The 25392-nt window shown below is 61.0% G+C and carries 27 protein-coding genes; 17 read left to right on the top strand and 10 right to left on the bottom strand.

The genetic code is table 11. The features are described 5' to 3' along the window. Positions 1-10 precede the first annotated feature (10 nt). Together QF039_RS05265 and QF039_RS05260 are read left to right on the top strand one after the other, a co-directional pair. The gene (locus QF039_RS05265) at positions 11-961 is read left to right on the top strand and encodes a LysR family transcriptional regulator (RefSeq protein ID WP_177036277.1); all 951 of its coding nucleotides are present in this window, start codon (positions 11-13) and stop codon (positions 959-961) included. 144 nt (positions 962-1105) lie between these two features. Continuing rightward, a complete protein-coding gene (locus QF039_RS05260; protein WP_177019498.1) occupies positions 1106-1939 on the top strand; it encodes a nucleoside-binding protein in 834 nt (277 codons plus the stop codon). Here the strand turns inward: QF039_RS05260 and punC are convergent. After that, the gene (gene punC / locus QF039_RS05255) at positions 1936-3129 is read right to left on the bottom strand and encodes a purine nucleoside transporter PunC (RefSeq protein WP_307517115.1); all 1194 of its coding nucleotides are present in this window, start codon (positions 3127-3129) and stop codon (positions 1936-1938) included. The two genes, QF039_RS05260 and punC, sit on opposite strands and share 4 nt — an antisense overlap. A 122-nt stretch (positions 3130-3251) precedes the next feature. Between punC and punR the strand changes: the two genes are divergently transcribed. Further along, positions 3252-4184: a DNA-binding transcriptional activator PunR gene (punR, locus tag QF039_RS05250; protein WP_003218855.1), complete on the top strand. Its 933-nt coding sequence runs from the start codon at positions 3252-3254 to the stop codon at positions 4182-4184. A 65-nt stretch (positions 4185-4249) separates the two neighbouring features. Here punR and QF039_RS05245 read toward each other — a convergent pair whose 3' ends face one another. After that, the gene (locus QF039_RS05245) at positions 4250-5419 is read right to left on the bottom strand and encodes an aspartate aminotransferase family protein (protein WP_102368414.1); all 1170 of its coding nucleotides are present in this window, start codon (positions 5417-5419) and stop codon (positions 4250-4252) included. A gap of 103 nt (positions 5420-5522) precedes the next feature. Here QF039_RS05245 and QF039_RS05240 point away from each other — a divergent pair, with 103 nt between their 5' ends. Next, positions 5523-6428: a LysR family transcriptional regulator gene (locus QF039_RS05240; RefSeq protein ID WP_003218860.1), complete on the top strand. Its 906-nt coding sequence runs from the start codon at positions 5523-5525 to the stop codon at positions 6426-6428. On the opposite strand, the gene QF039_RS05235 is transcribed toward QF039_RS05240, so the two are convergent. Together QF039_RS05235 and fabV are read right to left on the bottom strand one after the other, a co-directional pair. Beyond that, positions 6425-7048 (bottom strand): HAD family phosphatase, encoded by a 624-nt coding sequence (locus QF039_RS05235; RefSeq protein WP_307517114.1) that lies wholly within the window; start codon positions 7046-7048, stop codon positions 6425-6427. The genes QF039_RS05240 and QF039_RS05235 overlap by 4 nt on opposite strands. Before the next feature lie 100 nt (positions 7049-7148). Then, positions 7149-8342 carry an enoyl-ACP reductase FabV gene (gene fabV, locus QF039_RS05230; protein ID WP_008437660.1) on the bottom strand — a complete coding sequence of 398 codons (1194 nt, stop codon included), beginning with the start codon at positions 8340-8342 and terminating at the stop codon, positions 7149-7151. A 385-nt stretch (positions 8343-8727) separates the two neighbouring features. Between fabV and QF039_RS05225 the strand changes: the two genes are divergently transcribed. Together QF039_RS05225 and ppnN are read left to right on the top strand one after the other, a co-directional pair. Then, positions 8728-9552 (top strand): aspartyl/asparaginyl beta-hydroxylase domain-containing protein, encoded by an 825-nt coding sequence (locus QF039_RS05225; RefSeq protein ID WP_177068709.1) that lies wholly within the window; start codon positions 8728-8730, stop codon positions 9550-9552. A gap of 147 nt (positions 9553-9699) precedes the next feature. Next, positions 9700-11073 carry a nucleotide 5'-monophosphate nucleosidase PpnN gene (ppnN, locus tag QF039_RS05220; protein WP_003218868.1) on the top strand — a complete coding sequence of 458 codons (1374 nt, stop codon included), beginning with the start codon at positions 9700-9702 and terminating at the stop codon, positions 11071-11073. A 1-nt stretch (position 11074) separates the two neighbouring features. Here the strand turns inward: ppnN and QF039_RS05215 are convergent, their stop codons facing one another. Beyond that, a complete protein-coding gene (locus QF039_RS05215) occupies positions 11075-11467 on the bottom strand; it encodes a RidA family protein (RefSeq protein ID WP_003218870.1) in 393 nt (130 codons plus the stop codon). Between the two features lie 98 nt (positions 11468-11565). Between QF039_RS05215 and QF039_RS05210 the strand changes: the two genes are divergently transcribed. The 3 genes from QF039_RS05210 (at position 11566) to QF039_RS05200 (ending at position 12721) form a co-directional block, all read left to right on the top strand. Beyond that, positions 11566-11880: an AbrB/MazE/SpoVT family DNA-binding domain-containing protein gene (locus QF039_RS05210; protein WP_174717775.1), complete on the top strand. Its 315-nt coding sequence runs from the start codon at positions 11566-11568 to the stop codon at positions 11878-11880. Beyond that, the gene (locus tag QF039_RS05205) at positions 11877-12272 is read left to right on the top strand and encodes a PIN domain-containing protein (RefSeq protein WP_003218874.1); all 396 of its coding nucleotides are present in this window, start codon (positions 11877-11879) and stop codon (positions 12270-12272) included. Before QF039_RS05210 ends, QF039_RS05205 begins: the two co-directional genes overlap by 4 nt. Positions 12273-12346: 74 nt before the next feature. Further along, entirely contained in the window at positions 12347-12721 is a 375-nt protein-coding gene (locus QF039_RS05200) for a hypothetical protein (protein WP_307522900.1), read from the top strand. A gap of 15 nt (positions 12722-12736) precedes the next feature. Here the strand turns inward: QF039_RS05200 and QF039_RS05195 are convergent, their stop codons facing one another. Then, positions 12737-13066 (bottom strand): YXWGXW repeat-containing protein, encoded by a 330-nt coding sequence (locus QF039_RS05195; protein ID WP_023659079.1) that lies wholly within the window; start codon positions 13064-13066, stop codon positions 12737-12739. A gap of 158 nt (positions 13067-13224) precedes the next feature. Further along, on the bottom strand, positions 13225-14124 hold the full coding sequence (locus QF039_RS05190) for a DMT family transporter (RefSeq protein WP_177019505.1): 900 nt from the start codon (positions 14122-14124) through the stop codon (positions 13225-13227). Between the two features lie 97 nt (positions 14125-14221). Between QF039_RS05190 and QF039_RS05185 the strand changes: the two genes are divergently transcribed. Next, complete coding sequence (locus tag QF039_RS05185) at positions 14222-15070, top strand: LysR substrate-binding domain-containing protein (protein ID WP_307517113.1); 849 nt, start codon at positions 14222-14224, stop codon at positions 15068-15070. Here the strand turns inward: QF039_RS05185 and QF039_RS05180 are convergent. Continuing rightward, positions 15067-15963: a LysR family transcriptional regulator gene (locus QF039_RS05180; protein WP_307517112.1), complete on the bottom strand. Its 897-nt coding sequence runs from the start codon at positions 15961-15963 to the stop codon at positions 15067-15069. The genes QF039_RS05185 and QF039_RS05180 overlap by 4 nt on opposite strands. A gap of 97 nt (positions 15964-16060) precedes the next feature. Here QF039_RS05180 and QF039_RS05175 point away from each other — a divergent pair, with 97 nt between their 5' ends. Next, a complete protein-coding gene (locus tag QF039_RS05175) occupies positions 16061-16714 on the top strand; it encodes an NADPH-dependent F420 reductase (protein ID WP_307517111.1) in 654 nt (217 codons plus the stop codon). Between the two features lie 86 nt (positions 16715-16800). Here the strand turns inward: QF039_RS05175 and mqo are convergent, their stop codons facing one another. Then, on the bottom strand, positions 16801-18447 hold the full coding sequence (mqo, locus tag QF039_RS05170) for a malate dehydrogenase (quinone) (RefSeq protein ID WP_307517110.1): 1647 nt from the start codon (positions 18445-18447) through the stop codon (positions 16801-16803). Between the two features lie 437 nt (positions 18448-18884). Here mqo and QF039_RS05165 point away from each other — a divergent pair, with 437 nt between their 5' ends. From QF039_RS05165 to QF039_RS05140, 6 genes are all read left to right on the top strand, one after another. Continuing rightward, on the top strand, positions 18885-19463 hold the full coding sequence (locus QF039_RS05165) for a fimbrial protein (protein ID WP_003218890.1): 579 nt from the start codon (positions 18885-18887) through the stop codon (positions 19461-19463). Between the two features lie 67 nt (positions 19464-19530). Further along, the gene (locus QF039_RS05160) at positions 19531-20226 is read left to right on the top strand and encodes a molecular chaperone (protein WP_003218892.1); all 696 of its coding nucleotides are present in this window, start codon (positions 19531-19533) and stop codon (positions 20224-20226) included. Between the two features lie 41 nt (positions 20227-20267). Continuing rightward, a complete protein-coding gene (locus QF039_RS05155) occupies positions 20268-22844 on the top strand; it encodes a fimbria/pilus outer membrane usher protein (protein WP_177122722.1) in 2577 nt (858 codons plus the stop codon). Between the two features lies 1 nt (position 22845). Continuing rightward, a complete protein-coding gene (locus QF039_RS05150; protein ID WP_236260813.1) occupies positions 22846-23757 on the top strand; it encodes a fimbrial protein in 912 nt (303 codons plus the stop codon). 10 nt (positions 23758-23767) lie between these two features. After that, complete coding sequence (locus QF039_RS05145) at positions 23768-24235, top strand: fimbrial protein (protein WP_003218898.1); 468 nt, start codon at positions 23768-23770, stop codon at positions 24233-24235. Further along, positions 24232-24726, top strand: a complete 495-nt coding sequence (locus tag QF039_RS05140) for a fimbrial protein (protein WP_003218900.1) — start codon at positions 24232-24234, stop codon at positions 24724-24726. The genes QF039_RS05145 and QF039_RS05140 overlap by 4 nt, the downstream gene beginning before the upstream one ends. Here the strand turns inward: QF039_RS05140 and QF039_RS05135 are convergent, their stop codons facing one another. Then, positions 24727-25374 carry a response regulator gene (locus QF039_RS05135; RefSeq protein ID WP_017477281.1) on the bottom strand — a complete coding sequence of 216 codons (648 nt, stop codon included), beginning with the start codon at positions 25372-25374 and terminating at the stop codon, positions 24727-24729. Between the last annotated feature and the right edge of the window lie 18 nt (positions 25375-25392).

The following is a 25392-nucleotide window of genomic DNA, read 5'->3' as shown; positions in this document are numbered from 1 at the left end:
CATGAAAAAAATGCTCAACCGCAAGCTGCGCATCCACGCCCCGGCGATTTACTACTTCGACATGGTTCGCCGCTGCCACTCGATCCGCGAAGCCGCGCGCCGCCTGAACGTGGCGTCTTCGGCGGTGAACCGGCAGATCCTCAAGCTGGAAGACGAGGTGGGCGCGGCGCTGTTCGAGCGCCTGCCCGGCGGCCTGCGCCTGACGGCGGCCGGGGAAATCCTGACCCGCCACGTGAGTTTCCTGTTGCAGGACGTGGAGCGCGTGCGCGGTGAACTGGATGGCTTGAACGGTGTGCAGACCGGCCACGTGGAAATCGCCACGGTGGAAGGCGCCACTGTGGAGCTGCTGCCCGCCGCCCTCAAGCGCATGCGTGAGCGTTATCCGAAAGTGACCATTGGCGTCACGGTACAAGGTTCGCAATCGATTCCCGGTGCGGTGGTCAACGGCCAGGCTGACCTGGGGCTGGCCTTTGCTTTACCGCGCAGCAGCGAAACCATCCAGGTGTGTGTCGGCCATTTCCGCCTGGGGGCGTTGATGGCACCGGGGCATCCGTTGGCCGGTGAAACCAGCGTGAGTTACGCGCGCTGCTGTGAACACGGGGTGATCCAGGCCAAGAGCGAGCTCTCGGTTCACCACCTGATCGCACCGCTGCACAAGCGTTCGGCGGCGACGAACAAGCCACTGCTGCACAGCAACTCGATGGAGCTGGCCCGGCAACTGGCGCGCCAGCAACTGGGCATCGCGTTCCAGACGCGCATTGGCGTGGAGGTAGATTTAGCCCGCGGCGAACTGCTGCACATTCCGCTCAGCGACCAGGGCGGGATCTTCAGCGACCTGGGCTTGTACGCCCGCAAAGACCGAGACTTGCCGATGGCGGTGCAAGCCATGGCCCATCTGCTCAGTGAAGAAATCAGTTTGCGCGAACATCAGGAAACGCCCTCGGCGCCACGTATTTCCTGACTCTCAGGCCAGCTTCAGTGCTGCCGTTTCGGCATCGGCCCAGGCGAGATTCTGTTCTTTGGAACCCACAACGGATGTGCCGATACTGCGCCCGGCGACCCTTGCGCGGTCGCCATGAGCCAAAACGCCAAAGGAATTAAAACAATGAAAAAGGCACTGCACGGCGCAACCGTATTACTCACCCTGTTCGGCGGCGGGGAGGCTGTCGCGCTGGAATGGATGAACAACAGCCTGGGATTTCGCTACGGCCAGCAGTTCACCAACCCGAACAACCCGGATGAATTCAGCAAGCGCATCTACAGCTTCACCCACGCCAGCGGCTACCAGTACGGCAGCAACTACCTGAACCTCGATGTGTTCCTGTCCGACAGCCGCGACCCGCGCAAGGGTACCGACCACGGCGGCAGCGAAGTGTATGCGGTGTACCGGCACCAGCTGTACGCCTCACGGGTATTCGATGTGCCGCTGGGCACTGGAGTGATCAAGGATTACGCACTGACCTTCGGCTTTGATGCCAACCGCAACAACAACCTGGCGTCGGCGAAAAAACGCGCGCTGGTGATTGGCCCGACCTTGAAGTTCAACACCGTCGGCGTGCTGGACCTGAGCCTGATGTACTACAAGGAAAGGAACCATTCCGGCATCCCCGGTGCGAAAGAACCCGACCACACCTTCGACGATACCTACATGCTTAACCTGACTTGGATGCGGCCTTTCGAGATCGGTAACCACGGGGCGAAGTTTCAGGGGTTTATCAATCACGTCGGGAAAAAGGGCGAGGACTTCCATGGTCGCGATACGGCGCCGGAAACCCTGATGCGCGCCGCGCTGATGGTGGCGGTACGCCCGGGAAAGAGCGTCAAGCCCAATCTCTACCTGGGCGTCGGGTATGAGTATTGGCATAACAAGTTCGGCGTGGACGGCGGCCGGGGTAGCCGCACGTCAACACCGACGGTGAACATGGAAGTGACGTTCTAGCGGGCGCGCACCAGGTCGGCATCGCCATCGTCGACCTTCGGTCGCGCCAGCCAGTAGCCCAACACGGCCAATGGCGCGGTCGCCAGCATCACGATCGCAGTGATCAACAGCGGCTGGTCGATCATCGACGACACGATCAGGCTCGCCAGGAAGCACAACCCCAACTGCAAGGTGTTCTGCAATGCCGCCGCCTTGCCGGAATTTTCCGCAAACGGCATCAGTGCATTCGCCACCACGATCGGGTAGCTGGCGCCATTGACCAGGGCCATCAGGCAGAACGGAATCAGCAAGGTGGCGAGCGTCGGCACGGTCAAGGTCGCGACGAGGTACAGCGCGACCATGCTGATGCAGTACGCCAGCAGCAGCCACGGCAACAAAGTCTTGCCCTGGAACCGCTGCAACGCACTGCGGCAACTGTAGCCACCGATCAGGAACGACAGCGTTGGCAATACGTAGCTCAAGCCGATGTCATTCGGGCTGTAGCCCATCCCGCCAAGGATGAACGGCGAGGCGGTAAGCCAGGCGAAGAAACTGGCCGAGCATGCGGCAAAGATCATCACGTTGCCGGTGAACACCCGCGACTTGAGCAATTGCCCATAGCCGATTCGGGACGGTTCGCCGTCGGTTGTCAGGCGTTTCGGCAGCGGCCTGAGAAACAACGTAGGCAGCAGCAGGAGCAGCGAAACCACCAACAACACACCGAAAATCGCCTGCCAGCCCCAGTGATTCAGCATCAGCGCTCCCAGCAATGGCGCCAGGGCCGGAGACAGTGACATCAGCGGCATAATGCCGGCGAACACCCGATGGGCCTTGTCCGCCGGGTAGCGGTCGATCACCAGCGCCTGCCAACTGACGGCGGCGGAACACACGCCAATCGCCTGGACAAAACGCAAGGCCAACAGCTGCGGTGCGGTCTCGACCAAGAACATCCCCAGGCAGCCGAGCACAAACAGGGAAAGGCCCGTAAGCAGCACCGGCTTGCGTCCCAACCGGTCGGATAGCGGCCCCCACAGCAACTGCCCGACGGCAAAGCCGGCGAGGAAAATGCTCAGGCTCGCGCCCACCGCGCCGGGGGAAATCTGCAGTTGCTCGCCCATGGCGCCAAACGCCGGCAAGTACATATCCATGGCCAGATAGCCGAGCATGCTCAGCCCCGCCAGGTACCAGGTGAATCCAAAAGAATTTTTCATTGAAGCCTTGTATAACCTGCCATCAAACTATTTGCTGACTGGCGCCTATTATGAAGCTGAGCAAATCCCTGTGAAGCGATAATAATTGGACACTCTTATCAATAATTTTGAAGGCAAACCCCATGTGGTCTGAATATTCCCTGGATGTGGTGGATGCAGTGGCCCGCCACGGCAGCTTCAGCGCCGCCGCCCAGGAACTGCACCGCGTGCCGTCAGCCATCAGCTACACCGTGCGGCAACTCGAAGAATGGCTGGCGGTGCCGCTGTTCGTCCGACGGCATCGGGATGTGGAGCTGACACCCGCGGGTAAATTGTTCATCGACGAAGCCCGCGGCGTCATGAAAAAAATGCTCGGCACCCGCCGGCTGTGCCAGCAAGTGGCAAATGGCTGGAGTGGCCAGTTGAAAGTCGCGGTGGACTCCATCGTTAAACAGCAGCGCTGCCGGCAGTTGGTACTGGATTTCTATCGGCAGTTCCCGGAGGTGGAATTGCTGTTGGATTACGAGGTGTACAACGGGGTGTGGGATGCCCTGGCCGATGACCGCACCGATATCGTGATCGGCGCCACCAGCGCGGTGCCGGTGGCCAGTCAATTCACATTTCGTGACATGGGCCTGCTGAACTGGCTGTGCGTGGTCAGCAGCCGGCATCCGCTGGCAGCGGTCGAAGGCCTGCTCAGCGATGACCAACTGCGGCCCTTCGCCTCCCTGTGCATGACCGACACCTCGCGCAACCTGCCCAAGCGCGACACCTGGACCCTGGATAACCAGCGTCGTTTGGTGGTGCCGCACTGGGCTTCGGCGATTGATTGCCTGCGGGATGGCCTGTGCGTCGGCATGGCACCGGCGCACCTGGTGCAGCCGTGGATCGAGCGCGGCGAGCTGAGCGCCCTGCAACTGTCCCGGCCCTTCCCTGCCAGCCCGTCGTGCGTGGCCTGGGCACAGAACAAACTGTCGCCGGCCATGGCCTGGTTGCTGGATTACCTGGGGGATACCGAGACCCTGAATCAGGAATGGCTGAACGGGGTGCAGGTGGGCTCCGGCTACCCCGTTTGACTGATCGTTCCCACGCTCTGCGTGGGAATGCAGCCAGTGACGCTCCGCGTCAGCCTCATCCGTGTTTAGTCCAGAAGCCGGGAAAGTGCGCGCACGATCATCTCCACTTCCTTGGCATCGATGGTCAGCGGCGGCAGCAGGCGGATGATCTTGCCCCGCGTGACGTTGATCAGCAGGCCATGCTCTTGCGCCGCACGGTGGGCCAGGTCGCGCTGAGGCGTTGCCAGTTCGATGCCGATCATCAGCCCTTGCCCGCGAATCGCCAGCACCTGGGGATGCTCGTTCAATTCCACCCGCAGGCGCGCCAGCAGCCGCTCACCCTGTTGCGCCGCGTTGTCCAGCAGGCCTTGTTCTTCGATGATCTCCAGCACCGTACAACCGACACGGCAGGCCAGCGGGTTGCCGCCGAAGGTGCTGCCGTGGCTGCCGGGGGTAAACAGTTGCGCAACAGCGGCCCGGGCCAGGCACGCGCCAATCGGCACACCGTTGCCGAGGCCTTTGGCCAAAGTCATCACGTCCGGCACGATGCCTTCATGCTGGAAGGCAAACCAGCGACCTGTACGGCCGATCCCGGTCTGGATCTCATCGAGCATCAACAACCAGCCTTGCCGGGTGCAGTGCTCGCGCAAGGCTTTCAGATAGCCCGGCGGCGCGACTTGCACGCCGCTTTCGCCCTGGATCGGCTCAAGCAGCACCGCAACAATGCGCGGGCCAAACTCCCGGGTCACGGCCTCCAGTGCCTTCAAGTCACCGAAGCCGACCTTGATAAAGTCCCCCGGCAGTTTTTGAAATCCCAACCGCACGGAAGGCCCGTCGCTGGCGGACAGGGTGCCCAGGGTGCGCCCGTGAAAGGCATTCTCCATCACCACCACCAGCGGCTGTTCGATACCCTTTTTCCAGCCATGCAGCCGGGCCAGCTTCAGCGCCGTTTCGTTGGCTTCGGCACCGGAGTTGTTGAAGAACGCCTGGTCCAGCCCGGAGAGCCGGGTGAGGCGCTGGGCCAGGCGCTGCTGCCAGTCGATGCTGTAGAGGTTGGAGGTGTGCAGGAGCAAACCGGCCTGCTCACTGATGGCCGCTACCAGCCGCGGATGGGAATGACCGACGTTGGTCACCGCCACACCTGCCACCGCATCCAGGTATTCACGGCCCTGCTGGTCCCACAGGCGCGTGCCAAGGCCTCGGGTAAAGCTCAGGGGCGACGGTTGATAAGTGGTCATCAGGCAGGCGGCGGTCATGGCATCAGGCTCCAGTGCATCGTAGTGATGGCACCAGTATCGTTAGCCACCCGAGCTGGATAAACTGCACAACACTGCGATCACTTTAAACCAGGGCTTGATAATGGATCTGTTCCAGGCGATGACGGTGTACGTAAAAGTGGTGGAAGCCGGCAGCATGACGGCGGCAGCGCAGGCGTGCGGCATGTCCACCACCATGGTCGGCAATCACCTGCGCGCGCTGGAACAACGCCTGGGGGTCAGCCTGCTCAAGCGCACCACGCGCAAGCAAAGCCTGACCGAGTTTGGCGGGATTTATTACCAGCGTTGCCTGGAGGTGCTGGGCCTGGTGGCCGACTCCGAGCAGATGGCCGAACAAGCCAACAGTGACGTGCCCAAGGGCCTGCTGCGGATCACCGCACCACCGGCCTTTGGCACCGAACGCCTGGCACCGGCGCTCAGCGAATTTTCCCAGCGCTACCCACAGATCAAGCTGTACGTGGTGCTGAGCAACCAGCGGATGGACATGGTCGACAGCGGGTTCGACGTGGCCATCCGCTTGGGCGACCTGGACGCGCCAAGCCTGATTGCCCGCCCCATGCAGGATTACACCATCACCCTCTGCGCCTCTGCGGAGTACCTGGCGCGCCGTGGCACACCTCAACGCCCCGATGACCTGCAGCAACATGACTGCCTGGCGTTCGCTTACCCGGCGACCGACGATTGGCGCAACGCCGACAAGTTGTGGCGAATGCGCGGCGCAGAGGGCGACGTGGAAATTCCGGTTTCCGGCTCATTGACCATCAACAGTTCGCAGGCCTTGCGCCAGGCTGCCCTGGAAGGCATGGGCATCGTGATGCTGCCTGACGCCCTGGTCGAGCCAGACCTGCGGGCCGGTAAACTGGTGGCATTACTGACGGACTACCAACTGCCCAGCCGGCCCATGCATTTGCTGTACGCCCAGGACCGCTATCGCCTGCCCAAGCTGCGGGCGTTCGTGGATTTCGTCATGGAGAAATGGGCGCGCTAGAGGCTCACCCCCAGCTCGATCAAGCGCTCACGGGTCTGCGCGGCAGACACGTGGTGAATCCCCTGCCAACCCAGCGCAGTGGCCGCCTCGATATTGCCGGCTACATCGTCAATAAACACCACTTCACCCGGCTGGATATCCGGCAAATGGGCGCGCACCTGCGCCAGGCTGGCGTGGTAAATCGCAGGATCGGGCTTGATCAGCTTGATTTCGCCGGACACCACGATGTCGCGAAAATACTGCAGGATGGGATAGTGGGCGCGGGCATAGGGAAAGGTCTCGGCGGACCAGTTGGTCAGGCCGAACAGCGGCATCTTCGCCTCATGCAACGCTTCGAGTATCGCCACGCCCTCCGGCAATGAACCACGCAGCATCTCGTGCCAGCGGTCGTAGTACGCCTGGATCATTGGTGCATGCTGCGGATGTTCGGCGATCAGCGCGCGGGTGCCCTCAGCCAGACTGCGCCCGGCGTCCTGCTCGGTGTTCCAGGCCTGGGTGCAGACGGTGTCCAGGAACCGTTGGCGCTCCCGGTCGTCGGTAATCAGCTGGCGGTAGAGATGGTGCGGGTTCCAGTCGAACAGGACACCGCCGAAATCAAAAACGACTGCACGAATCGTCATGTAGATCCTCCGTTAGCGTGGGTGTGATAACGGCCGCAGTCTGGCATGACGCGCACAAAAAAGCGGCCCCTGGAGGCCGCTTCTTCGTTACCGCAAGCGCTTAAGCCTGAATCAGGCCCTTGATCTTCACGGTCGGATTCACGTCAGCGTCGTAGTCCACGCCGTCGATCTCGAAACCGAACAGGCGCAGGAATTCCGCCTTGTAGCCGGCAAAATCGCTGATCTCGTTGACGTTGTCATCGGAGACCTGATCCCACAGGGCCGCTACCGCGTCCTGAACCTTAGGCTCAAGTTCCGCGAGGTCGGCACGCAGGCGGCCGTCGGCGTCGAGCTTGGGCTCTTTGCCATACAGGCTGTCCTTGAACAGGCCGTAGACCTGCTCGATGCAACCTTCGTGGGTGCCCTGCTCTTTCATCACTTTAAACAGCAACGACAGGTACAGCGGCATGATCGGGATCGCCGAGCTGGCCTGGGTAACCACAGCCTTGAGTACCGACACACGGGCGTCGCCTTTCAGCGCCGCGAGGTTTTCGCGCAGGGTCAGGACTTTCTTGTCGAGGTCCTTCTTGGCTTCGCCGATGGAGCCGTTCCAGTAGATGTCCTGGGTCAGCTTCTCGCCGAGGTAGGTGAACGCAGTGGTCTTGGCGCCTTCGGCCAACACGTCGGCGTCACGCAGGGCGTCGATCCACAGCTGCCAGTCTTCGCCGCCCATGACTTTCACGGTGCCGTCGATTTCTTCCTGGGTGGCCGGCTCGAGGGTGGTGTCGACCACGACGCCCTTGTCGGTGTTGATGCCGCGCAGGGTCACAGCCTTGCCGATCGGCTTCAGGGTGGAGTTGTGCACCACGCCTTGCGGGTCGGTACGGCGTGGCGCGGCCAGGCTGTAGACCACCAGGTCGATCTTGCCCAGGTCTTTCTTGATGGTTTCGATGGTCAGGCGCTTGATCTCGTCAGAGAACGCATCGCCGTTGATGCTCTTGGCGTACAGGCCTTTTTCCAGCGCAAACTTCTCGAAGGCGGCGCTGTTGTACCAGCCGGCAGAGCTCAGCTTGCCTTCTTCGCCTTCTTTCTCAAAAAACACGCCCAGGGTGTCGGCGCCGCAGCCAAAGGCAGCGCTGATGCGCGCGGCCAGGCCGTAGCCGGTGGAAGCCCCGAGGACCAGCACCTTTTTCGGGCCGCCTTCAATGGCACCGTGTTCGGTCACGTAGTCGATCTGCTCTTTGACATTCGCTTCACAGCCAACCGGGTGAGCGGTCACACAGATAAAGCCACGAACCCGCGGTTTGATGATCATAAAATTTCTGCCTCTTCCAAGGTGCCGAAGGCCAATGGTGGCCATTACAGCGTCAATCGTACGGGTCTATGACGCCCGGAAAACCGAAGCGTCACGATAGTCGCAAATCTTCTGTTCACAAAATGCTATCCGCAACACCGCCAGCCTGGCCATCCGCCGAGGCATTTTAGGGGGACAGCGGTAAAAATCTGTGCAGTGACTTCACAAATTTCCAGCATTTAAAACGCCACGTGAGGGCGATAACACCCTATCATGACCATATTATTTCGATATGTTTCAGCTCAGGCATGATGCCCCACGGGTTGACTGACTCCTTTGCCTGGCCGGCCAGTCAATCGCAGACGGTTTTGAAGCAATCGAAAACTGCCCGATGGAGCCCAGTTTCATGAGTAAGAGTGTCATCCGCAAACGCCTAGCGTCCGCCGCCTGGGTCCTTGGCGTCTTGCTGTTCATTTATTGTTTCCCCAAGACCACCCTGGTGTTTCTGCTGCTGGTGGTGTTCTGCGGCCTGTACGATTTCCTGCGCAATGGCCTGTACGACGGCGCGACCATCAAGAAGTATTTCATCGGCAACGGCCGCAATACCTGGTTGCTGGCGCCGTTCAACACGCTGTTTGACCTGATGAGCCAGCGCAATCGCCACGTTTATAAAATGAACGACCTGCCGCCGGCCTGGCGCGAAGACCTGCAAAAGGTGATCGACGACGCCATGGCCAACAAAGACGAGATCATTCAGTACCTGGACGAGCGCATGGCCGAGAAAAAACGCGGCATGCTGTTTTTCCAGTGGTACGGCCGCCCGATCGAGACCACCCTGGATATCCCGCAACTGCGGGAAAAACTGCCCTACGTGAAAACCATCGGCGTGTCGGTATTCAACGAAAACCGTTCCACCTCGTTTCACTTCGGCCCGCTGCGCATGATGTTCCGCGTGCTCTACAACATGGCGCCGGCGCCCCATCACGACGGCGTCTACATCCAGGTCGGCAAGCACAAACACTACTGGCACGATGATCCGCTGTTTATCTTCGATGACACGCTGATGCATGCCTCCTTCAACAAGAACGACGCCAAGCGCTACTGCCTGTTCATCGACATCGTGCGGCCAACCCTGGTGCCGTCCGTGCTCAACGGCCTGATCGCGGCCTTTGCCGGAGCAGTCTTTACCCTGCGTCGGTTTTTCTACAAAAACTGGAAGCTGATTCAGTAACTTCTGCGGCATGATGGTGCGCGACGGTGTTTGCGCTCGGCTCCAGTGCCGGGGAAAATGCCAGTCCAATGCGACCGAAAACGGCGCGCACTATCCTCAAGCCACTGGCCATGCCTGGTCCGGTGGCTGTGCTTTCAGGGAATCAGAATGCCCCAAAGACAAGTCATCAATGCCTCCGTAAGCCCTAAAGGCAGCCTTGAAACGCTGTCGCAACGTGAAGTCCAGCAACTGAGCGAAGCCGGTACCGGCAGCATCTACACCCTCTTCCGTCAATGCGCCCTGGCCATCCTCAACACCGGCGCGCACATCGACAACGCCAAGACCATCCTCGACGCCTATAAAGATTTCGAAGTGCGCATCCACCAGCAGGACCGTGGCGTGCGCCTGGAACTGTTGAATGCCCCCGCTGACGCGTTCGTCGATGGCGAAATGATCGCCAGTACCCGGGAGATGCTGTTCAGCGCCCTGCGTGACATCGTCTACACCGAAAACGAACTGGACAGCCAGCGCATCGACCTGAGCAGCTCCCAGGGCATCACCGACTACGTGTTCCACCTGCTGCGCAACGCCCGCACCCTGCGCCCGGGCGTCGAGCCGAAGATCGTGGTGTGCTGGGGCGGGCACTCGATCAATACCGAAGAATACAAATACACCAAGAAAGTCGGCCACGAACTCGGCCTGCGCAGCCTCGACGTGTGCACCGGCTGCGGCCCCGGCGTGATGAAAGGCCCGATGAAGGGCGCGACCATTTCCCACGCCAAGCAACGCATTACCGGCGGGCGCTACCTGGGCCTGACCGAGCCGGGGATCATCGCCGCCGAGGCGCCGAACCCGATCGTCAATGAGCTGGTGATTTTGCCGGACATCGAAAAGCGCCTGGAAGCCTTCGTGCGCGTCGGCCACGGCATCATCATCTTCCCGGGCGGCGCCGGCACCGCCGAAGAGTTCCTGTACCTGCTGGGCATCCTGATGCACCCGGACAACCGCGACGTGCCGTTCCCGGTGATCCTCACCGGGCCGAAACACGCCGCGCCGTACCTGCAACAGTTGCACGCGTTCGTCGGCGCGACCCTGGGCGAAGCGGCCCAGGCTCATTACCAGATCATCATTGACGACCCGGCTGAGGTGGCACGGCAGATGACCGTCGGCTTGAAAGCGGTCAAACAGTTCCGCCGCGAGCGCAACGACGCGTTCCACTTCAACTGGCTGCTGAAGATCGACGAGGGCTTCCAGCGCCCGTTCGACCCGACCCACGCCAACATGGCCAGCCTGCAACTGAGCCACGCGCTGCCGCCCCATGAACTGGCGGCCAACCTGCGCCGGGCGTTCTCGGGGATTGTGGCGGGCAACGTCAAGGACAAGGGCATCCGCCTGATCGAGCAGAACGGGCCGTATGAGATTCATGGCGACCCGGCGATCATGAAACCGCTGGATGAGTTGCTGAAGGCGTTCGTAGAGCAGCACCGGATGAAACTGCCAGGCGGCGCCGCCTACGTGCCGTGCTACCGCGTGGTGCAGTGAGTCAGCGCTGAACCGCTACGCACTTGATCTCCAGCAGCAAGCCCGGGTTGGCCAGTTCTGATACGCCAATGACCGTCCAGGCGCACAACCCGCGAGGGAACAGGCGGTTTTTCACTTCACGGAAAACCGCCATGTGCTCGCTCATGTTCACGTGGTAGGTGGTCATGTCGACCACGTCTTCAAACGTACAGCCCCCCTCCTCCAATACCAGGCGCAGGCTCTCCCAGGCGGCGACGAACTGTGCCTCGGGATCGGTGATGACTTCCAGGTGTTCCGTGCGGCCGACCTGCCCTGCGCAGTACAGGGTCTTGCCGACTTTTACCGCCGGGACGTAGCCGGCGCGCTCGACGATGGGGTGCATGGAGGTGGGGATGATGAGGTGGCGGTCGGTCATATGTTGTATCTCTTAAGGCTGGTTTCAGGCGTGTCGACGGGAAACGTTCGGACTATCGTTTTACCTGTTCCGACCCACCCACGCCAGATGAGTAACCTATGGACCAATGGATCTTGCCCTCCACTATTCCTTACCCTAAGGTAAGGAGTATCACGAGAGAGGCTTTCAACATGGCTACCGCCACACTCACTTCAAAAGGCCAAATAACCATTCCCGTTCAAGTCAGGGCCGCACTTGGGCTGAACACTGGCGACCGGGTCGAATTCGTCGAAATGGAAGAGGGCAAGTTTGCGATCATCGCGGCCAGCAAGACTGTGTCGGACCTCAAAGGGCTGATCCGCAAACCCGCCAATCCCGTCAGCATCGAAGAAATGAACCTGGCCATCGCTGCACAGGGAGCCAAAGCACGATGATTGGACTGGATACCAATGTGCTGGTGCGTTACGTCACCCAGGATGATCCCGTCCAATCGCCAAAGGCATCCAGACTGATCGAGTCGCTCACCACTGCCTCGCCGGGTTTTGTCAGCCTGGTTTCAGTGGTGGAACTGGTGTGGGTCCTGCAGTCCAGTTACCAGTCAGCCAAGAGTGAAGTGGTTGCGGTCCTGGAGACGCTGCTGCGTACCCGCGAACTGACCGTAGAGCACGCCGACGTTATCTGGCAGGCACTCCGGCGATTTACAAGCACCAGGGCCGATTTCGCCGACTGCCTGATTGAACGCTGCGCCCACGCAGCAGGCTGTGAATATACGGCGACATTTGATGTCAGCGCGGCCAAGGCTACCGGCATGCGGCGGCTGACCTGAGGCGTCGCGTTGCAGAAGCGTCAAGGCTTTGGTAGAAAATGCCCTTACTGACTTTATCCAGAGACAAGACCAACGTGCGCACGCTTTTTCTCGCCGGCCTGGCATTAACGTCCCCATTGACCCTCGCCGAAGCCATCACCTGGCCCGACCTGCCCGACACCTGCTTCGTCAGCGGTCGCTCCGCTACCAGTCAGGATGTGGACATCGGTTGTGCGGCGTTTCTGATCAATGTGAAGGGCAAGGCGGCAGGCACGCCGATCAAGCTGGATATCCCGCAGTACGCCATGCATGTCGACGAAGGCACCGGCAAGGAAACACCGGTGATCCTCATCCAGGCGGAAGAGAATGGCGATGTTAAAGCGGTAGGTTACAAGGAGCTTGGCACCGGCCAGTTGGGCGCGGCGCTGCTCAGGGAAGTTCGGCTTCTGGGTACGAAGAAGCCGATTTAAGCCATCGGAAAACGGTCAGCGAACCCAACCGCCGCCCTGCCAGTGATAGCCGTCGTTACGCTGCTCCCAATGCGGGTGAACATAACGATAACCTGGCCGTACCGGCTCCCAGTGGCCGTGAACCGCCACATAGCGCCCGCCTTCCCAACGCCAGTAGCCACGCGACCACAGGTAACCTGGCCGCCCTTCGGGCTCGACCTCGATGACCTGCACCGGCGGCGGTTGCGGCGCGACGACTTCTACATATTCACGCTGCACCGGTCGTCGATCATGCACGACCCGCTCCTCTACACACCCGGAAGCCGCGACGACCAAAGCCGCCAATGCCGCATAACGTAACAACATACAGAATCCTCGGGCGTGACCGCCCAGCGTTTATACCGGAAAAAAATGCCCCCTTGTTCCAGCCGCGCTCCTGCTTGGCCATAAGACTTTTTAACAGGTGCCAACTGTCAGCTTGCTGAACCCACGGGCAGACAGCAGGTAAAGAAAAACTGACCTTTTCAAGAGGCACAGACTGCGACCGGCTGTTTCAGTCGCACCAGAATCAGCCCGGCCACCACCACGGCGATCCCTGCATATGTCGACGCATGAATCTCATCGCCAAACATCAGTGCCGCCCACACCAGTGTCACGGGAGGCTCCAGGTACACCAATGTCGCCACATGGGTAGCCGTCATTACGCGCAACAACATCCACAGGCTCAGGTAAGCCACGAAGGTAGAGAACACCGTCAGCCAAACGATGGAGATCAATACGTCGGGGGTCCGCGGAATGCTCAGCGTATCGGTGTACAGCACCGCTGCAGCAAAGCCGATCAAGGTCAGCAACGACTGGATAAACAACGCCAGGCTCAGGTCGCCGGAGTCAGTGCGGGCCGCCCGCCGTTCGTACAGCGTGGCCACGGTCAGACCGAGTGCCGACACCAGGGGCAATGCATACATGACCCACCCGACTTCGGCCCCGCTGTTGCGGTATTGCCCGAAGATGACGATCGACACGCCGGCAAAACCGATCATCAACCCCAGCCACTGCCAGCCGCCGCTGCGTTCGGCGTGGCTACCCGATGACAGCGCCGCCGTCATCAACGGCTGCAGGGCCGCGATGATCGCCGCAATCCCCGGCGGCAAACCGTTCTGGATCGCCACGTAGACACAGGTCAAATAGAGAAACTGCGAGAGGAAACCCACCACCGCGTGATGGCGGATCTGTGCCCAGGAAACCTTCAGCAGCCGCACGTTCAAAAACAGCGCCAGGCACAACGACACCAGCAAGAAACGCCAGAACAGCACGTTGAACACGCCATCACTCCGGGTCGCCAGTTTCGCGCCGATAAACCCCGAACTCCACGACAGCACGAACACCGCCTGTAACAGCAACCGCCCCACGGTTGATCGCTTCATTGAGCCTCCGGTTCGCTTGATTGACCAAAAGGCTAAGTGCCGCGCATGATTCTGTATATTTGAATAATCTGTACCACTAATCCTTAAAAGTGGAATCATGAGCAAACAACTGAATATTGATCTGTTGCGCACTTTCCACGCGGTGGCCCGCTTCCAGCGATTCAACGAAGCGGCCAATCATGTGCATCGCAGTGCCTCGACGGTGACCACGCAGATCCAGAAGCTCGAAGACCAGGTCGGCCAACGCCTGTTCAGCCGCAGCAACCAGGGGGTTGAACTGACGATGTACGGCAAGAAACTCCTGGGCGAAACCACCGAATTCCTCAAGAGCCACGACCGCTTGCTGGCCTCCCTCACGCCGCAACGCATGCAGGGCAAGATTCGCCTGGGTTTGCCTGATTCCTACGCGCCAGACTTCATGCAGGAGTTCCTGCCCCGCCTGGTCGCCGACAACCCACTGCTGGAACTGGAGGTAGAGGCGCGCTCCAGTGGCGAACTGCTCACGCTGTTCGCCAGCAGGCAGTTGGACCTGGCCCTGATTGTCAGCGCCCAGCCGTTGGAACAAGGCGAGCGCCTGGGAGAAATCCAGCCGCTGTGGGTGGCCGCCGAACACTTCAACTGCCCACCGCAGGCGCCGCTGCCGATTGCCGTGCAACTGACAGGTTGCCCTTATCGCGCTGCAGCAATTCGAGCGCTGAAGGAGCACGGCACTTACTATCGGGTGCTGCTGGAAAGCGCGAGTTCGCCCGCTGTTGAAGCGTGTATCCGCAGTGGCATGGCGGTGGGGTTGGTGGAAGAAAGCCGCATGGGTAAGGGATTGACGCGCCAGATTGCTGGAGCTGAACTGCCGCCGCTGCCGCTGCATCACCTGTACCTGCTTGGCGACAGCAGCAACCTGTTGGCACTGCATCTGTATGAGCAGGTCAAGGCCGGCTTCAGCGTCTAGGGTGGTCCGAAACGCAACAGCACCGCATCGACAAATCGCCGCAGCTTGGCGGTGCGCTGGCGATTCGCGGTGTAGAGCAAATGCATCTGCCGACTTGGCGCCTCATAGTCCGGCAGCACTCGCACCAACTCACCGCTCTTGAGCGCCGAGCGTAAGAAGTCCTCAGGCCCCAGCACAATCCCGAAACCATCCCGCGCGGCCGACATCAAGGCCCGGCTTTCATTCACGTGCAGGCGGCTGGCGACCTGGGCCTTGTGCAGGACGGCGCCTTGGTAGAACGACCATTCGCGATCAGCCGGGCGTGACCAGTAGGCGTATCCCAGGCACTCGTGGTGTTCAAGGTCTGCGGGCGTCAGCGGCGTGCCGCGCTCGGCCAGGTATTTGGCTGCCGCACAGACCACCAGGCGGTAGGGCTGCAGCGGCCGGGCGGTGAGGCTGCTGTTCGCCAGCGGGCCGATACGGAACGCCACTTCGTAGCCCTCCTCCACCAGGTCGACAAACCGGTCGGTCAGGTGCAGGTCGATTTCCACCTCGGGGTTGTCGCGTAAAAATTCGGTCACCAGTGGCATCAGGCTGTAGGAGCCAAAAGTCACCGGGGCGCTGATCTTGAGCTTGCCCCGTGGTGTGTCATTCATGATCTGGGCGAGGGAGTCTGCGGCCTCTGCCTCTGTCAGGATATGTTTGCAGCGCTCGTAGTACGCGCTTCCCAACTCCGTCAGGCTTTGCCGGCGTGTGGTGCGGTTGAGCAGGCGTGCGCCCAGCCGCCGCTCCAGCGCCGCCACATGCTTGGCTACCATCTGCGGCGACATTCCCAGGCGTTCGGCAGCACGGGCGTAGGACCCCAGCTCGGCAGCCATCACAAAGGCACTCATGCTTGAAAGGCGGTCCATCATTCACTACTCCCAGTAACAATACCTAAACCAGAACGGCCATTTATCCTCATCCAGTAGCCAATCATCATAACGTCTCTCTCAACTCAGGAGCACCGACATGAAAATTGGCATTATCGGAGCAGGCTTTATCGGACGCGCCGTTGCGCAGTTGGCGTTGGCGGCCGGCCATGAAGTGATGTTGAGCAACTCCCGCGGCCCGCAGTCGATGAGCAGCGTGCTGAGTGGCATTCGTGGGGTTCAAGTGGGTACTGCGCAAGACGCCGCGCAATTTGGCGAACTGGTCCTGCTGGCGATTCCGTTCGAACATTACCGCAGCGTGCCGGCGCAGTGGCTGGAAGGCAAAACCGTGATGGATGCCAACAACTACTACCCGAACCGCGACGGCCATATTCCCGTGCTCGACCGCTTTGAAACCACCACCAGTCGGTTGGTGGCCGAGCACCTGTCGCAATCAAATGTGGTGAAAGTGTTCAACGCTATCCTGGCGCCGGACCTGACCCAGGATGCTCGCAGCCGCGGCGCACCCGACCGGCGCGCGCTCCCGGTCGCGGCGGATGACCCGGCAGCCAAGGCGCAAGTCATCGCCCTGCTGGACGAGATCGGCTTCGACGCAGTAGATGCCGGTGGGCTGGATGAGAGCTGGCGGTTTGAACGCGCCAAGCCGGCCTACTGCATACCTCTGGATAAAGAGGGACTGAAGGCAGCGTTGGCAGCTGCAGAGCGGCAGGTCGAGTTGCCCGTGCGCTGGTAACACCTGCAAAAAGCCCGCTGACCGTTACCGGTTCAGCGGGCTTTTTTTACATCGGGTTGATCCTGAATCAGGACCTCACCAACGTCTTACAGCGCGAGGTCAGAAGCTGGCTTGCTCGGCTCAGCCGCAGGCTTTGCAGCCTCGGTGGCTTTTGGAGCAGTCAGCTGCGGAATCGCAGGTGGAGGCGTCAGCTGCAGAATGTTGGCGGTGTAGGCCCATTCTTTAGCCACAGCTTCCGGGCTGTCGTTCAGCTTGGTGCCGTAGCTAGGCACGATCTGGTGCAGCTTTTCCTGCCAGGCCGGGGAAGCAACCTGTTCCTTGAACACTTTCTGCAGCACGGTCAGCATGATCGGAGCCGCGGTGGACGCGCCTGGCGATGCACCCAACAGGCCGGCGATGGTGTTGTCGGCGGAGCTGACCACTTCGGTACCGAGTTTCAGGACGCCGCCCTGCTCTTCGTCACGCTTGATGATCTGCACACGCTGACCGGCCTGCCACAGGCGCCAGTCTTCTTTCTTGGCGTTCGGGAAGTACTCTTGCAGCGCCTTGAAGCGGTCGTCATCCGACAGCATCAGTTGGCCGGCGAGGTACTCGACCAGTGGGTATTCGCGGATACCGACTTTGGTCATTGGCCAGATGTTGTGGGTGGTGGTGCTGGTCAGCAGGTCCAGGTACGAGCCTTCTTTCAGGAACTTGGTCGAGAAGGTAGCGAATGGGCCAAACAGAATCACGCGCTTGCCATCCAGCACGCGGGTGTCCAGGTGCGGAACCGACATCGGCGGTGCGCCAACGGAAGCTTTACCGTAGGCCTTGGCCAGGTGCTGCTCGGCAATCGTTGGGTTATCGGTGACCAGGAACGAACCGCCAACAGGGAAGCCCGCGTATTCCTTGGCTTCAGGAATGCCCGACTTCTGCAGCAGGTGCAGTGCACCGCCGCCCGCGCCGATGAACACGAACTTGGCGTCGGTTTCCGTCTTGGTGCCGTCTTTCAGGTTCTTGTAGCTGACACGCCAGGTGCCATCGGCGTTCTTGGTGATGTCCTGCACTTCGCTCGACAGTTTCAGGTCGAACTTCGGCGTAGTTTGCAGGTGAGCGACGAACTGGCGCGTGATCTCGCCGAAGTTCACGTCCGTACCGATCGGGGTCCAGGTGGCCGCGACTTTCTGGTTCGGGTCACGCCCTTCCATCATCAGCGGAACCCATTTGGCGATTTGCGCCGGGTCCTCGGAGTACTGCATGCCGGCGAACAGCGGGCTCGCCTGCAGCGCTTCGTAACGCTTCTTCAGGAACTTGATGTTGTCATCGCCCCACACGAAGCTCATGTGCGGAGTGGAGTTGATGAACGAACGCGGGTTCTTCAGGACGCCCTGCTGAACCTGCCAGGACCAGAACTGACGGGAGATCTGGAACGCTTCGTTGATCTCGACCGCTTTCGGGATCTCAACGTTGCCGTTCTTGTCTTCCGGGGTGTAGTTCAGCTCAGCCAAAGCCGAGTGACCGGTACCGGCGTTGTTCCAGCCGTTGGAGCTTTCTTCGGCCACGCCATCCAGGCGCTCGACCATCTCCATCGACCAGTCCGGTTGCAGCTCATTGAGCCATACACCCAGGGTTGCACTCATGATGCCGCCGCCGATCAGCAGCACATCGACTTTCTTTGCCTCTTCCGCGTGAACGGAAGTGATCCCCATCGACAAAGCCAGCCCCAGCAGGGCAGTGTTTACTTTTTTAAACATCAGTAGCACCTATGATAAAACGCCATCCGCCCCACTGCCCCTGATCATGGGCAACCCTCAATCACGCTGCGCCAGGCAACGCACCGCGGGGTGTGCACATTCATTCGGGGACCGCAGGGTGGGCACACAAGGCCGACGTATCGACCTCACTTTTATGTCCCTTCTGCGCTGACTTCTTATCATTATTGGCTTCAGCTACCTGGGCGCCAGCTAACCACCGGGACGTATACGGGTGTACGTACTCGATAGAGGCTAGACCAAGATGGCGCGCAGAATATCACGCTCGGCGCCTTATATGGACTCAGCGGTCGGGCGGCCATCAGTTCGCCAGTTTTTAAGATTCGTCTCATGTGCCTCTAAAACACAGCATTGCACTATGGATTGGCTTACCTGACGGGTAGGCAGACAACCTTCCTTCTCTTAAAAGAGGCACTGCAATGCTGAACAAACTGAGCCAACTCACCCTCGCCTGCGGCGCTTGCTGGTTGCTGGCCGGCACCGCTCAGGCGGCGGACGGGCAGATCGAATTCACCGGTTCCGTCACCGATAACGCCTGCACCATCACCACCGGCGACGTGAACAAGTCGGTGACTCTGGACCCGGTGCGCATCGCTGACTTCGCGCCCACCGTGGGTTCGGTGCTCACCGATAAAGCCAAGCCGTTTTCCATCAGCCTGGACAACTGCAGCACCGCGACCCGTAAAAACGTCGCGATCACCTTCAGCGGCCAGCAAGACGCCAGCGACCCGACATTACTGGGCCTGACCGGTGAAAACCAGGTGCGCGGCATCGCGATCCAGATCACCGACTCCCGTAACGGCAACAAACTGCCACTGAACACGCCGACCGCCGATTACGACCTGCGTGCACAGTCCAATACCTTCGACTTTACCGCTGCCTACGTGCGCACCGTCGCCGACACCACCACCGGTGAAGGCGACGACGCGGTGACCACCTCCGGCATCAGCACCGGTCAGGTGCACGCGCTGGCCAGCTTCGACGTTACCTACAAGTAATTGCTCGTCAACACCGTGGGCCAGGCGTTCGCGCGCCGGCCCGCGGGCTTCCGGAGGTCCCCCTGTCATGCGTTTGAAAGTCTATCTTCTGCTCGCCCTGCTGCCGCTCTGGCACAGCGCCGCCAACGCCGCCGTCACCGTCGGCGCCACGCGACTGATCTACGACGGCGCTTCCAACGAAGCCAACCTGAGCGTCAGCAACCGCGACGACACCTCGCCTTACCTCGTGCAGTCCTGGGTCAGCCACTTCGGCAGTGGCAACGAGGAAAGCGTCGATAACTTTATCGTCACGCCGCCGCTGTTCCGGCTGGATGCCGACAAGGAAAATATCCTGCGCATCATTTTTACCGGTGGCCCAGAAGTGCCCCAGGACCGCGAAAGCCTGTTCCTGATGAACGTCAAGGCAATCCCGGCCATGAGCGACGATCAAAAAGGCAAGAACGTGCTGCAGATCGCGCTCAAGACCACGATCAAACTGTTCTACCGCCCGGCCGGCCTCAAAGGTTCGCTCAAGGACGCGGTGGCGCAAGTGAACTGGAAGGCCCAAGCGGGTGCATTGGCCGTCAATAACGCCTCCAAGCTGCACGTGGTGGTCAGCGAACTGAAGCTCAACGGCCTGCCGATCACCCAGGCGCCGGATGTGCTGCGCCCAGGCGAAGCGCGTGAGCTGCCGATCCAGGCAAAGGCCGGCGATGAAGTGCAACTGAGCTACATCGATGACTACGGCAGCATCGTGACCGCCCCCGTCATCCGCATTCACTGATACCCACGCGACAACCCCGGAACGCCTTTTCAGGAACGACCATGCTCCGTTCATTCCCATTCATGCGCCGTCGGGCCGTGAAGGCTTTCGGCTGCCCGCTCGTGGCCGCCGCCGCCTTGCACCTGGCCCCCGCACACGCCGGCTACGAGTTCGATGCGTCGTTTCTCGAAATCGGCGGCGGGCAGAGTTCGGCCGCTGTGAAACAACAGGTCAGCGCCATGAGCGACGGCCAGTTGCCGGGGATTTACCGGGTGGATATCCAGCTCAACCAGCGCTCGATCGAACAGCGTGATGTGCGTTTCATCCGCGCCACCGGCACCCAGGAACGCTCGAGCACCGGCCTGTTCCCCTGCCTGGATGTCGAGTTCTTCCGCGCCCAGGGCGTGGCCGACACGGCCCTGCAAAACCGCACCGACGCCGACCCCACCTGCATTGCGTTCGATCAGGGCCTGGCCGGCGTGAGCTACGACTACGACTTCAACCGCCAGATCCTGTCGATTGAAATCCCACAGGCCTACCTGGGCAGCATCCCTTTTGAAGTGCGCCGTCGGCAATGGAGTAACGGCGAACAGGTGGCCTTCACCAACTACAGCTTCACCGGCAGCACCGTGGAGTCCGATACCGGCCGCCGCCAGGACCAGTTCGGCAGCCTGAGGAGCGGCGTGAATGCCGGGGCCTGGCGCCTGCGCAATTTTTCGACCTGGCAAAAAGGCAGCACCACGCCCGGGCGCTGGGAGTCGCTGGAAACCTACGCCCAGCGCGACATGGGCAATATGATGGCGATCGCCACCCTGGGCGATTCCACCACCGAAGGCGACCTGTTTGACGCGATCCCCTATCGCGGGCTGGGCATCGCCTCTGATCTGGACATGCTGCCCGACCAGGCCCGCGAATTCGCCCCGGTGATTCGCGGCATTGCCAATGGCCGCTCGCGGGTGATCATCCGCCAGCGCGGCTATGTGATCCATGAGCAATGGGTGCCGTCGGGGCCGTTCGCCTTGACCGACCTGTACCCCACCGCCAGCAATGGCGACATCGAAGTCACCGTGGAAGGCCCGGACGGCCAGCGCCAGGTCTACACCCAGTCGTTCTCGTCGGTGCCCTACATGCTGCGCGAAGGCCAGCAAAGCTATTCGGTATTCGCCGGCCAATACCGCCCGGCGCAATCGTCCTTTGTGCAGCAAACCCCAACATTTATCCAGGCCTCCCTACGACGCGGTTTGAGCGGCAGCACCACGCTGTTTGGCGGCAGCCTGCTGAGTAATCAATACAACGCCGGCCTGCTGGGTTTTGCCCACGACTTTGCCGGCTTTGGCGCGATCTCGGTGGACGTGACTCACGCCCGCAGCGACGCCGTGGGCCGGGAGAAAACCACGTCCAGCGGCCAGTCGTTTCGCTTTCGCTATTCCAAGTCCCTGGCGGCCACCGACACCAACTTCAGCCTGATCGGCTACCGCTACTCCACCGGCGGCTACTACTCGTTCAACGAAGCGCTGAACAGCCGCAGCACCGAGCAAACCCTGGACACGTACCGCAGCGGCCACATGAAAAGCAACTTCACCGCCAACGTGTCGCAGCAATTGGGCGGCTACGGCGGGGTCTATGCCAACGTGTCGAAAACCGCCTACTGGGACAAGAGCAAGGCCGACACCTCGATCCAATTGGGATACAGCGCGAGCGTCGGGGACATTTCCTACTCCCTTGGGCTGGGCCTGAACAAAGGCGCCAACAGCGACGACCGCAGCCTGTCCCTGAGCATCAGCATGCCCCTGGGCGGCACGCGCAGCCAGCGCGTTACGGCCAACATGAACCAGAGCGCGCGGGGCTCGGCATCACGCACCGCGACCCTGAGCGGCAACGCGTTCGAGGACGATACGCTGGCCTACAGCGCGGGTGTGTCGCAGCAAGTCAGCGGCGCGCAACGCCAGACCGGCGGCACCTTCGCCGCGCAATACGACGCGCCCAACGCGATTGTGCGCGGTGCCTATAACGAGACCACCGGCAGCCGCCAACTGGACATGGGCGTCGAAGGTTCGGTGGTGGCGTATGGCAGCAACCTGATGTTCAGCCAGCCATTGGGCGAAACCAATGTGATCGTCGCCACACCGGGCGCCGCCGACGTGGGCATCAGCAACAAGCGCGGTGTGCGCACCAACAGCAATGGCTACACCGTGGTGCCGCAGGCCCTGCCCTATCGCAAAAACCGCGTGTCGCTGGACACCCAGTCGATGCCGTCTGACGTCGACATCGCCGAGCCGGTGCAGGAAGTCACGCCAAACCGCGGCGCGTTTGTACTGGCCGACTTCGACACCCGGCGCGGCCAACGCATCCTGTTTCGCATCAGCGACCCCCTTGGCGAAGCAGCGCCGTTTGCCGCCCGCGCCGAATTGTTTGCCCCGGATGGCCGCGCCCTCGGCAACACCCTGGTGGCCGACAAAGGCCGCGCGTTCCTGACCGGCGTGCCGCCCGAGGCGCGGTTGTTGGTCAGCGTCGACGGCCAGCCGTGGTGCAGCCGTGAATTGAAGCTGGACGAAACAGCGCCTGCCGACGGCGGCATCACCCAAATGAATATTCAATGTGAGCGCGCGGCCGGTGGGTCGGGTGCCAAGGATTCCTGACATGATCGTTAAAGCAACACATAAGGTGCGTGGACGGCTGATGCTTGCGCTGTTGTGCGCAGTATTGAGCTGCCTTTCACAACAGGCGCAAGCGTTGGTCGAAGGGAATCTCAACTGCACAGTGCCAGGCGTTCCGAGCGGCGGCTACACGTTTACACCGGGCCAGGCGATCAGGATCGTCTTCGAGGGCACGTGCACCGTTCGCCGCGCATTCCCCTATTCAGCCGGTTTAAATACGCGAATCAACTACATGAGCGGCCCGAATCAAGCCCCGTTGAGATGGTCCGACCCGTATAACAACATCTATTTATACGATCTGAATATCGGCCAATACAGCCGCAATTGCCTGGGCGGCTACTGCCGGCCTCTACCCCTTAATACTGTGGTGCCTTACCGCTACATTCTGGTGGGCACAGCACCCCAAACTGCAGGCACACGTTGGATAGGGGTGTTGCTGGGCGTTACCTCGGAAAACTGGCTGGGTTATGGCGAGTGGTTTCTTAACACAGGGTTTTCATACACCGTAGTCCCGCCTGCCTGCAGCCTGAGTTCACCCGGCAGCGTCAACCTGCGCTTCGGCTCTATCAGCAACAGCGACCTCAATAACCAGATGCAGTCGACCACAGTGTCAATTAAATGCTCGGCGCAGATGCGAGCCAACGTCTACCTGCTTCCAAACCAGACGGTAGTCAGCCCTACTACCGGTGTGACGCGCACCTCGCTGGCAGGTTTGAACATGCAGGCGCTGTGGACCGACACCCTGAACCCGGTGAACTTCACTACCCCGCGCTTTATGCAGTTACGCGTGGGCAGCAATGACGTAAACCTGAGCTTCAAGCCACAACTGGCGGCCGGGCAATCACCGACGGGTGCGTTTCAGAGCCAATACACGCTGAACATCGACTATCAATGAGGGCCTTGCCATGAAAACTCCACTGCTCGCCCTGATGCTGCTCAGCAGCACCGCTCACGCTGCCGACGTGGTGAATATCACCGTCAGCGGCACCCTCACCCGCCCACCGTGCGTATTGAGTACCGGCACAACCCTGACCGCCGCATTTGGCGACGTGCGTACTGACCAGGTGGCGACCACCGGCACTGTGGAAGTGCCGGTGCGCTTGAAGTGCTCGTCGGGTTCTTCGCTAAATGTCAGCTTCACGTCCAATAACGGCACCTACACCTCCACCGTGGCCAAGACCACGGCGGATAACCTCGGTGTGTCGTTGCTGTGGGCGGACAACACGGCGGCAAACCTCAATGGCACCGTCAAGAAATACACCAACCTCAGCGGCGACGTGGATATCAGCCTCAAGGCGCAACTGGTCGAACGCGGCACGCTGGCGCCGGGCGCGTTCACCTCGTCGATGGTCATGACCCTCAATTACCTATGAAAGCGCTCGCCTGGATGCTGCTGGCCGTAGCCAGCACCGCCCTTGCGCAAGCGGCGGAAGAAGCGCAGATCGACGTCAGCGGCAAGCTGACCGCACCGCCGTGCACCGCAAGGTTTCCGAGTACGCAACAGGTGGACCTGGGCAAGGTCAACCTCAACCAGTTGGCCGACGGCAGCACCGTCGCCACCGATGTGCCGCTGGTCTTCGACTGTCAGGCGGGCGCTCAGGTCGAGCTGAGTTTGTCGGCGGGCATGGCCCGGGCCCTCACCGTCAGCCCGGTGCTGCTCACCAATCTCCCATCCCTGGGGTTGCAGGTGCAATTGCGTGACAAGACCGACAAGCCGGGGATCGGCCTGGGCCAAACCGGCACCTGGCCGGTAGAAGACGAACCGTTGGCGCTGACCCTGCGCGTCAAGCCCGTGTCCCTGGGCGAGCTGCCCGAGGCGGGTAGCTACAAAGCCACCCTGTTGATGCAGATGACGTACCGCTGATTACTGAAACTGCCGGGCTTCGATGCAATAGGTCAGCAGCGCCTGGTCACTGTCCACCTCCAGCTTGCGCATGGCCGAAATCTTCTGCGCGCTGACGGTCTTGTTGCTGCGGCTCAACTGCCGCGCGATATCGCTCACGCTCATGCCCGTCACGAATAAACGCAGCACTTCCATCTCCCGTGGCGACAGGCTCTGGAAGCGCGCCTGCACCTGGGTCACATTGGCCAAGACCGAAGTCGCGGCGGGCTCCGGTGCGCGGTAACTGCGCTGGGCACTGATCGCGCCGAGGGCCTTTTCGATCTCGCCGTGCAGGTGGTTCTTCTGGATCACCCCGGCCACACCCAATTCCTGCAAGCGGGTGAGAATCAGGCTGTTGGAAATCATGGTCAGCACCAGCACCTGGGTCGCGGGAAAGTGACGCAGGATGTACTCGATCAGCTTCAACCCATCGCCATAGGTGTCGTCACCCGGCATGTTGAAATCGGTGATCAGGACTTGCGGCCGGTGCTTGCGCAACTGCTCGATCAGTTGACTGGAACTGACCGCCTCGCCCACCAGGCTGTAGCGTGAATCACGCTGCACAATTTCGCGCACGCCCACCAGTACGATCGGGTGGTCATCGGCGATCACAACGTTCATTTCTCGCATTCTTTATCTTCCTTGTAA

This window comes from Pseudomonas sp. W2I6, from assembly GCF_030815935.1.
Lineage (GTDB): Bacteria > Pseudomonadota > Gammaproteobacteria > Pseudomonadales > Pseudomonadaceae > Aquipseudomonas.
This window is presented reverse-complemented; position numbering and strand designations above follow the sequence as displayed.

Bases quoted from the DNA above. Each gene is read 5' to 3' on its own strand.
- QF039_RS05155 (WP_177122722.1), top strand. From the start codon at position 20,268: ATGCTCCGTTCATTCCCATTCATGCGCCGTCGGGCCGTGAAGGCTTTC.
- QF039_RS05135 (WP_017477281.1), bottom strand. From the start codon at position 25,374: ATGCGAGAAATGAACGTTGTGATCGCCGATGACCACCCGATCGTACTG.
- punR (WP_003218855.1), top strand. From the start codon at position 3,252: ATGTGGTCTGAATATTCCCTGGATGTGGTGGATGCAGTGGCCCGCCAC.
- QF039_RS05175 (WP_307517111.1), top strand. From the start codon at position 16,061: ATGAAAATTGGCATTATCGGAGCAGGCTTTATCGGACGCGCCGTTGCG.
- QF039_RS05140 (WP_003218900.1), top strand. From the start codon at position 24,232: ATGAAAGCGCTCGCCTGGATGCTGCTGGCCGTAGCCAGCACCGCCCTT.
- QF039_RS05205 (WP_003218874.1), top strand. From the start codon at position 11,877: ATGATTGGACTGGATACCAATGTGCTGGTGCGTTACGTCACCCAGGAT.
- QF039_RS05195 (WP_023659079.1), bottom strand. From the start codon at position 13,066: ATGTTGTTACGTTATGCGGCATTGGCGGCTTTGGTCGTCGCGGCTTCC.
- QF039_RS05150 (WP_236260813.1), top strand. From the start codon at position 22,846: ATGATCGTTAAAGCAACACATAAGGTGCGTGGACGGCTGATGCTTGCG.
- fabV (WP_008437660.1), bottom strand. From the start codon at position 8,342: ATGATCATCAAACCGCGGGTTCGTGGCTTTATCTGTGTGACCGCTCAC.
- QF039_RS05185 (WP_307517113.1), top strand. From the start codon at position 14,222: ATGAGCAAACAACTGAATATTGATCTGTTGCGCACTTTCCACGCGGTG.
- QF039_RS05160 (WP_003218892.1), top strand. From the start codon at position 19,531: ATGCGTTTGAAAGTCTATCTTCTGCTCGCCCTGCTGCCGCTCTGGCAC.
- QF039_RS05180 (WP_307517112.1), bottom strand. From the start codon at position 15,963: ATGATGGACCGCCTTTCAAGCATGAGTGCCTTTGTGATGGCTGCCGAG.
- QF039_RS05145 (WP_003218898.1), top strand. From the start codon at position 23,768: ATGAAAACTCCACTGCTCGCCCTGATGCTGCTCAGCAGCACCGCTCAC.
- QF039_RS05165 (WP_003218890.1), top strand. From the start codon at position 18,885: ATGCTGAACAAACTGAGCCAACTCACCCTCGCCTGCGGCGCTTGCTGG.
- QF039_RS05210 (WP_174717775.1), top strand. From the start codon at position 11,566: ATGGACCAATGGATCTTGCCCTCCACTATTCCTTACCCTAAGGTAAGG.
- QF039_RS05190 (WP_177019505.1), bottom strand. From the start codon at position 14,124: ATGAAGCGATCAACCGTGGGGCGGTTGCTGTTACAGGCGGTGTTCGTG.
- QF039_RS05265 (WP_177036277.1), top strand. From the start codon at position 11: ATGCTCAACCGCAAGCTGCGCATCCACGCCCCGGCGATTTACTACTTC.
- QF039_RS05225 (WP_177068709.1), top strand. From the start codon at position 8,728: ATGAGTAAGAGTGTCATCCGCAAACGCCTAGCGTCCGCCGCCTGGGTC.
- punC (WP_307517115.1), bottom strand. From the start codon at position 3,129: ATGAAAAATTCTTTTGGATTCACCTGGTACCTGGCGGGGCTGAGCATG.
- QF039_RS05245 (WP_102368414.1), bottom strand. From the start codon at position 5,419: ATGACCGCCGCCTGCCTGATGACCACTTATCAACCGTCGCCCCTGAGC.
- QF039_RS05240 (WP_003218860.1), top strand. From the start codon at position 5,523: ATGGATCTGTTCCAGGCGATGACGGTGTACGTAAAAGTGGTGGAAGCC.
- QF039_RS05235 (WP_307517114.1), bottom strand. From the start codon at position 7,048: ATGACGATTCGTGCAGTCGTTTTTGATTTCGGCGGTGTCCTGTTCGAC.
- QF039_RS05215 (WP_003218870.1), bottom strand. From the start codon at position 11,467: ATGACCGACCGCCACCTCATCATCCCCACCTCCATGCACCCCATCGTC.
- QF039_RS05260 (WP_177019498.1), top strand. From the start codon at position 1,106: ATGAAAAAGGCACTGCACGGCGCAACCGTATTACTCACCCTGTTCGGC.
- mqo (WP_307517110.1), bottom strand. From the start codon at position 18,447: ATGTTTAAAAAAGTAAACACTGCCCTGCTGGGGCTGGCTTTGTCGATG.
- ppnN (WP_003218868.1), top strand. From the start codon at position 9,700: ATGCCCCAAAGACAAGTCATCAATGCCTCCGTAAGCCCTAAAGGCAGC.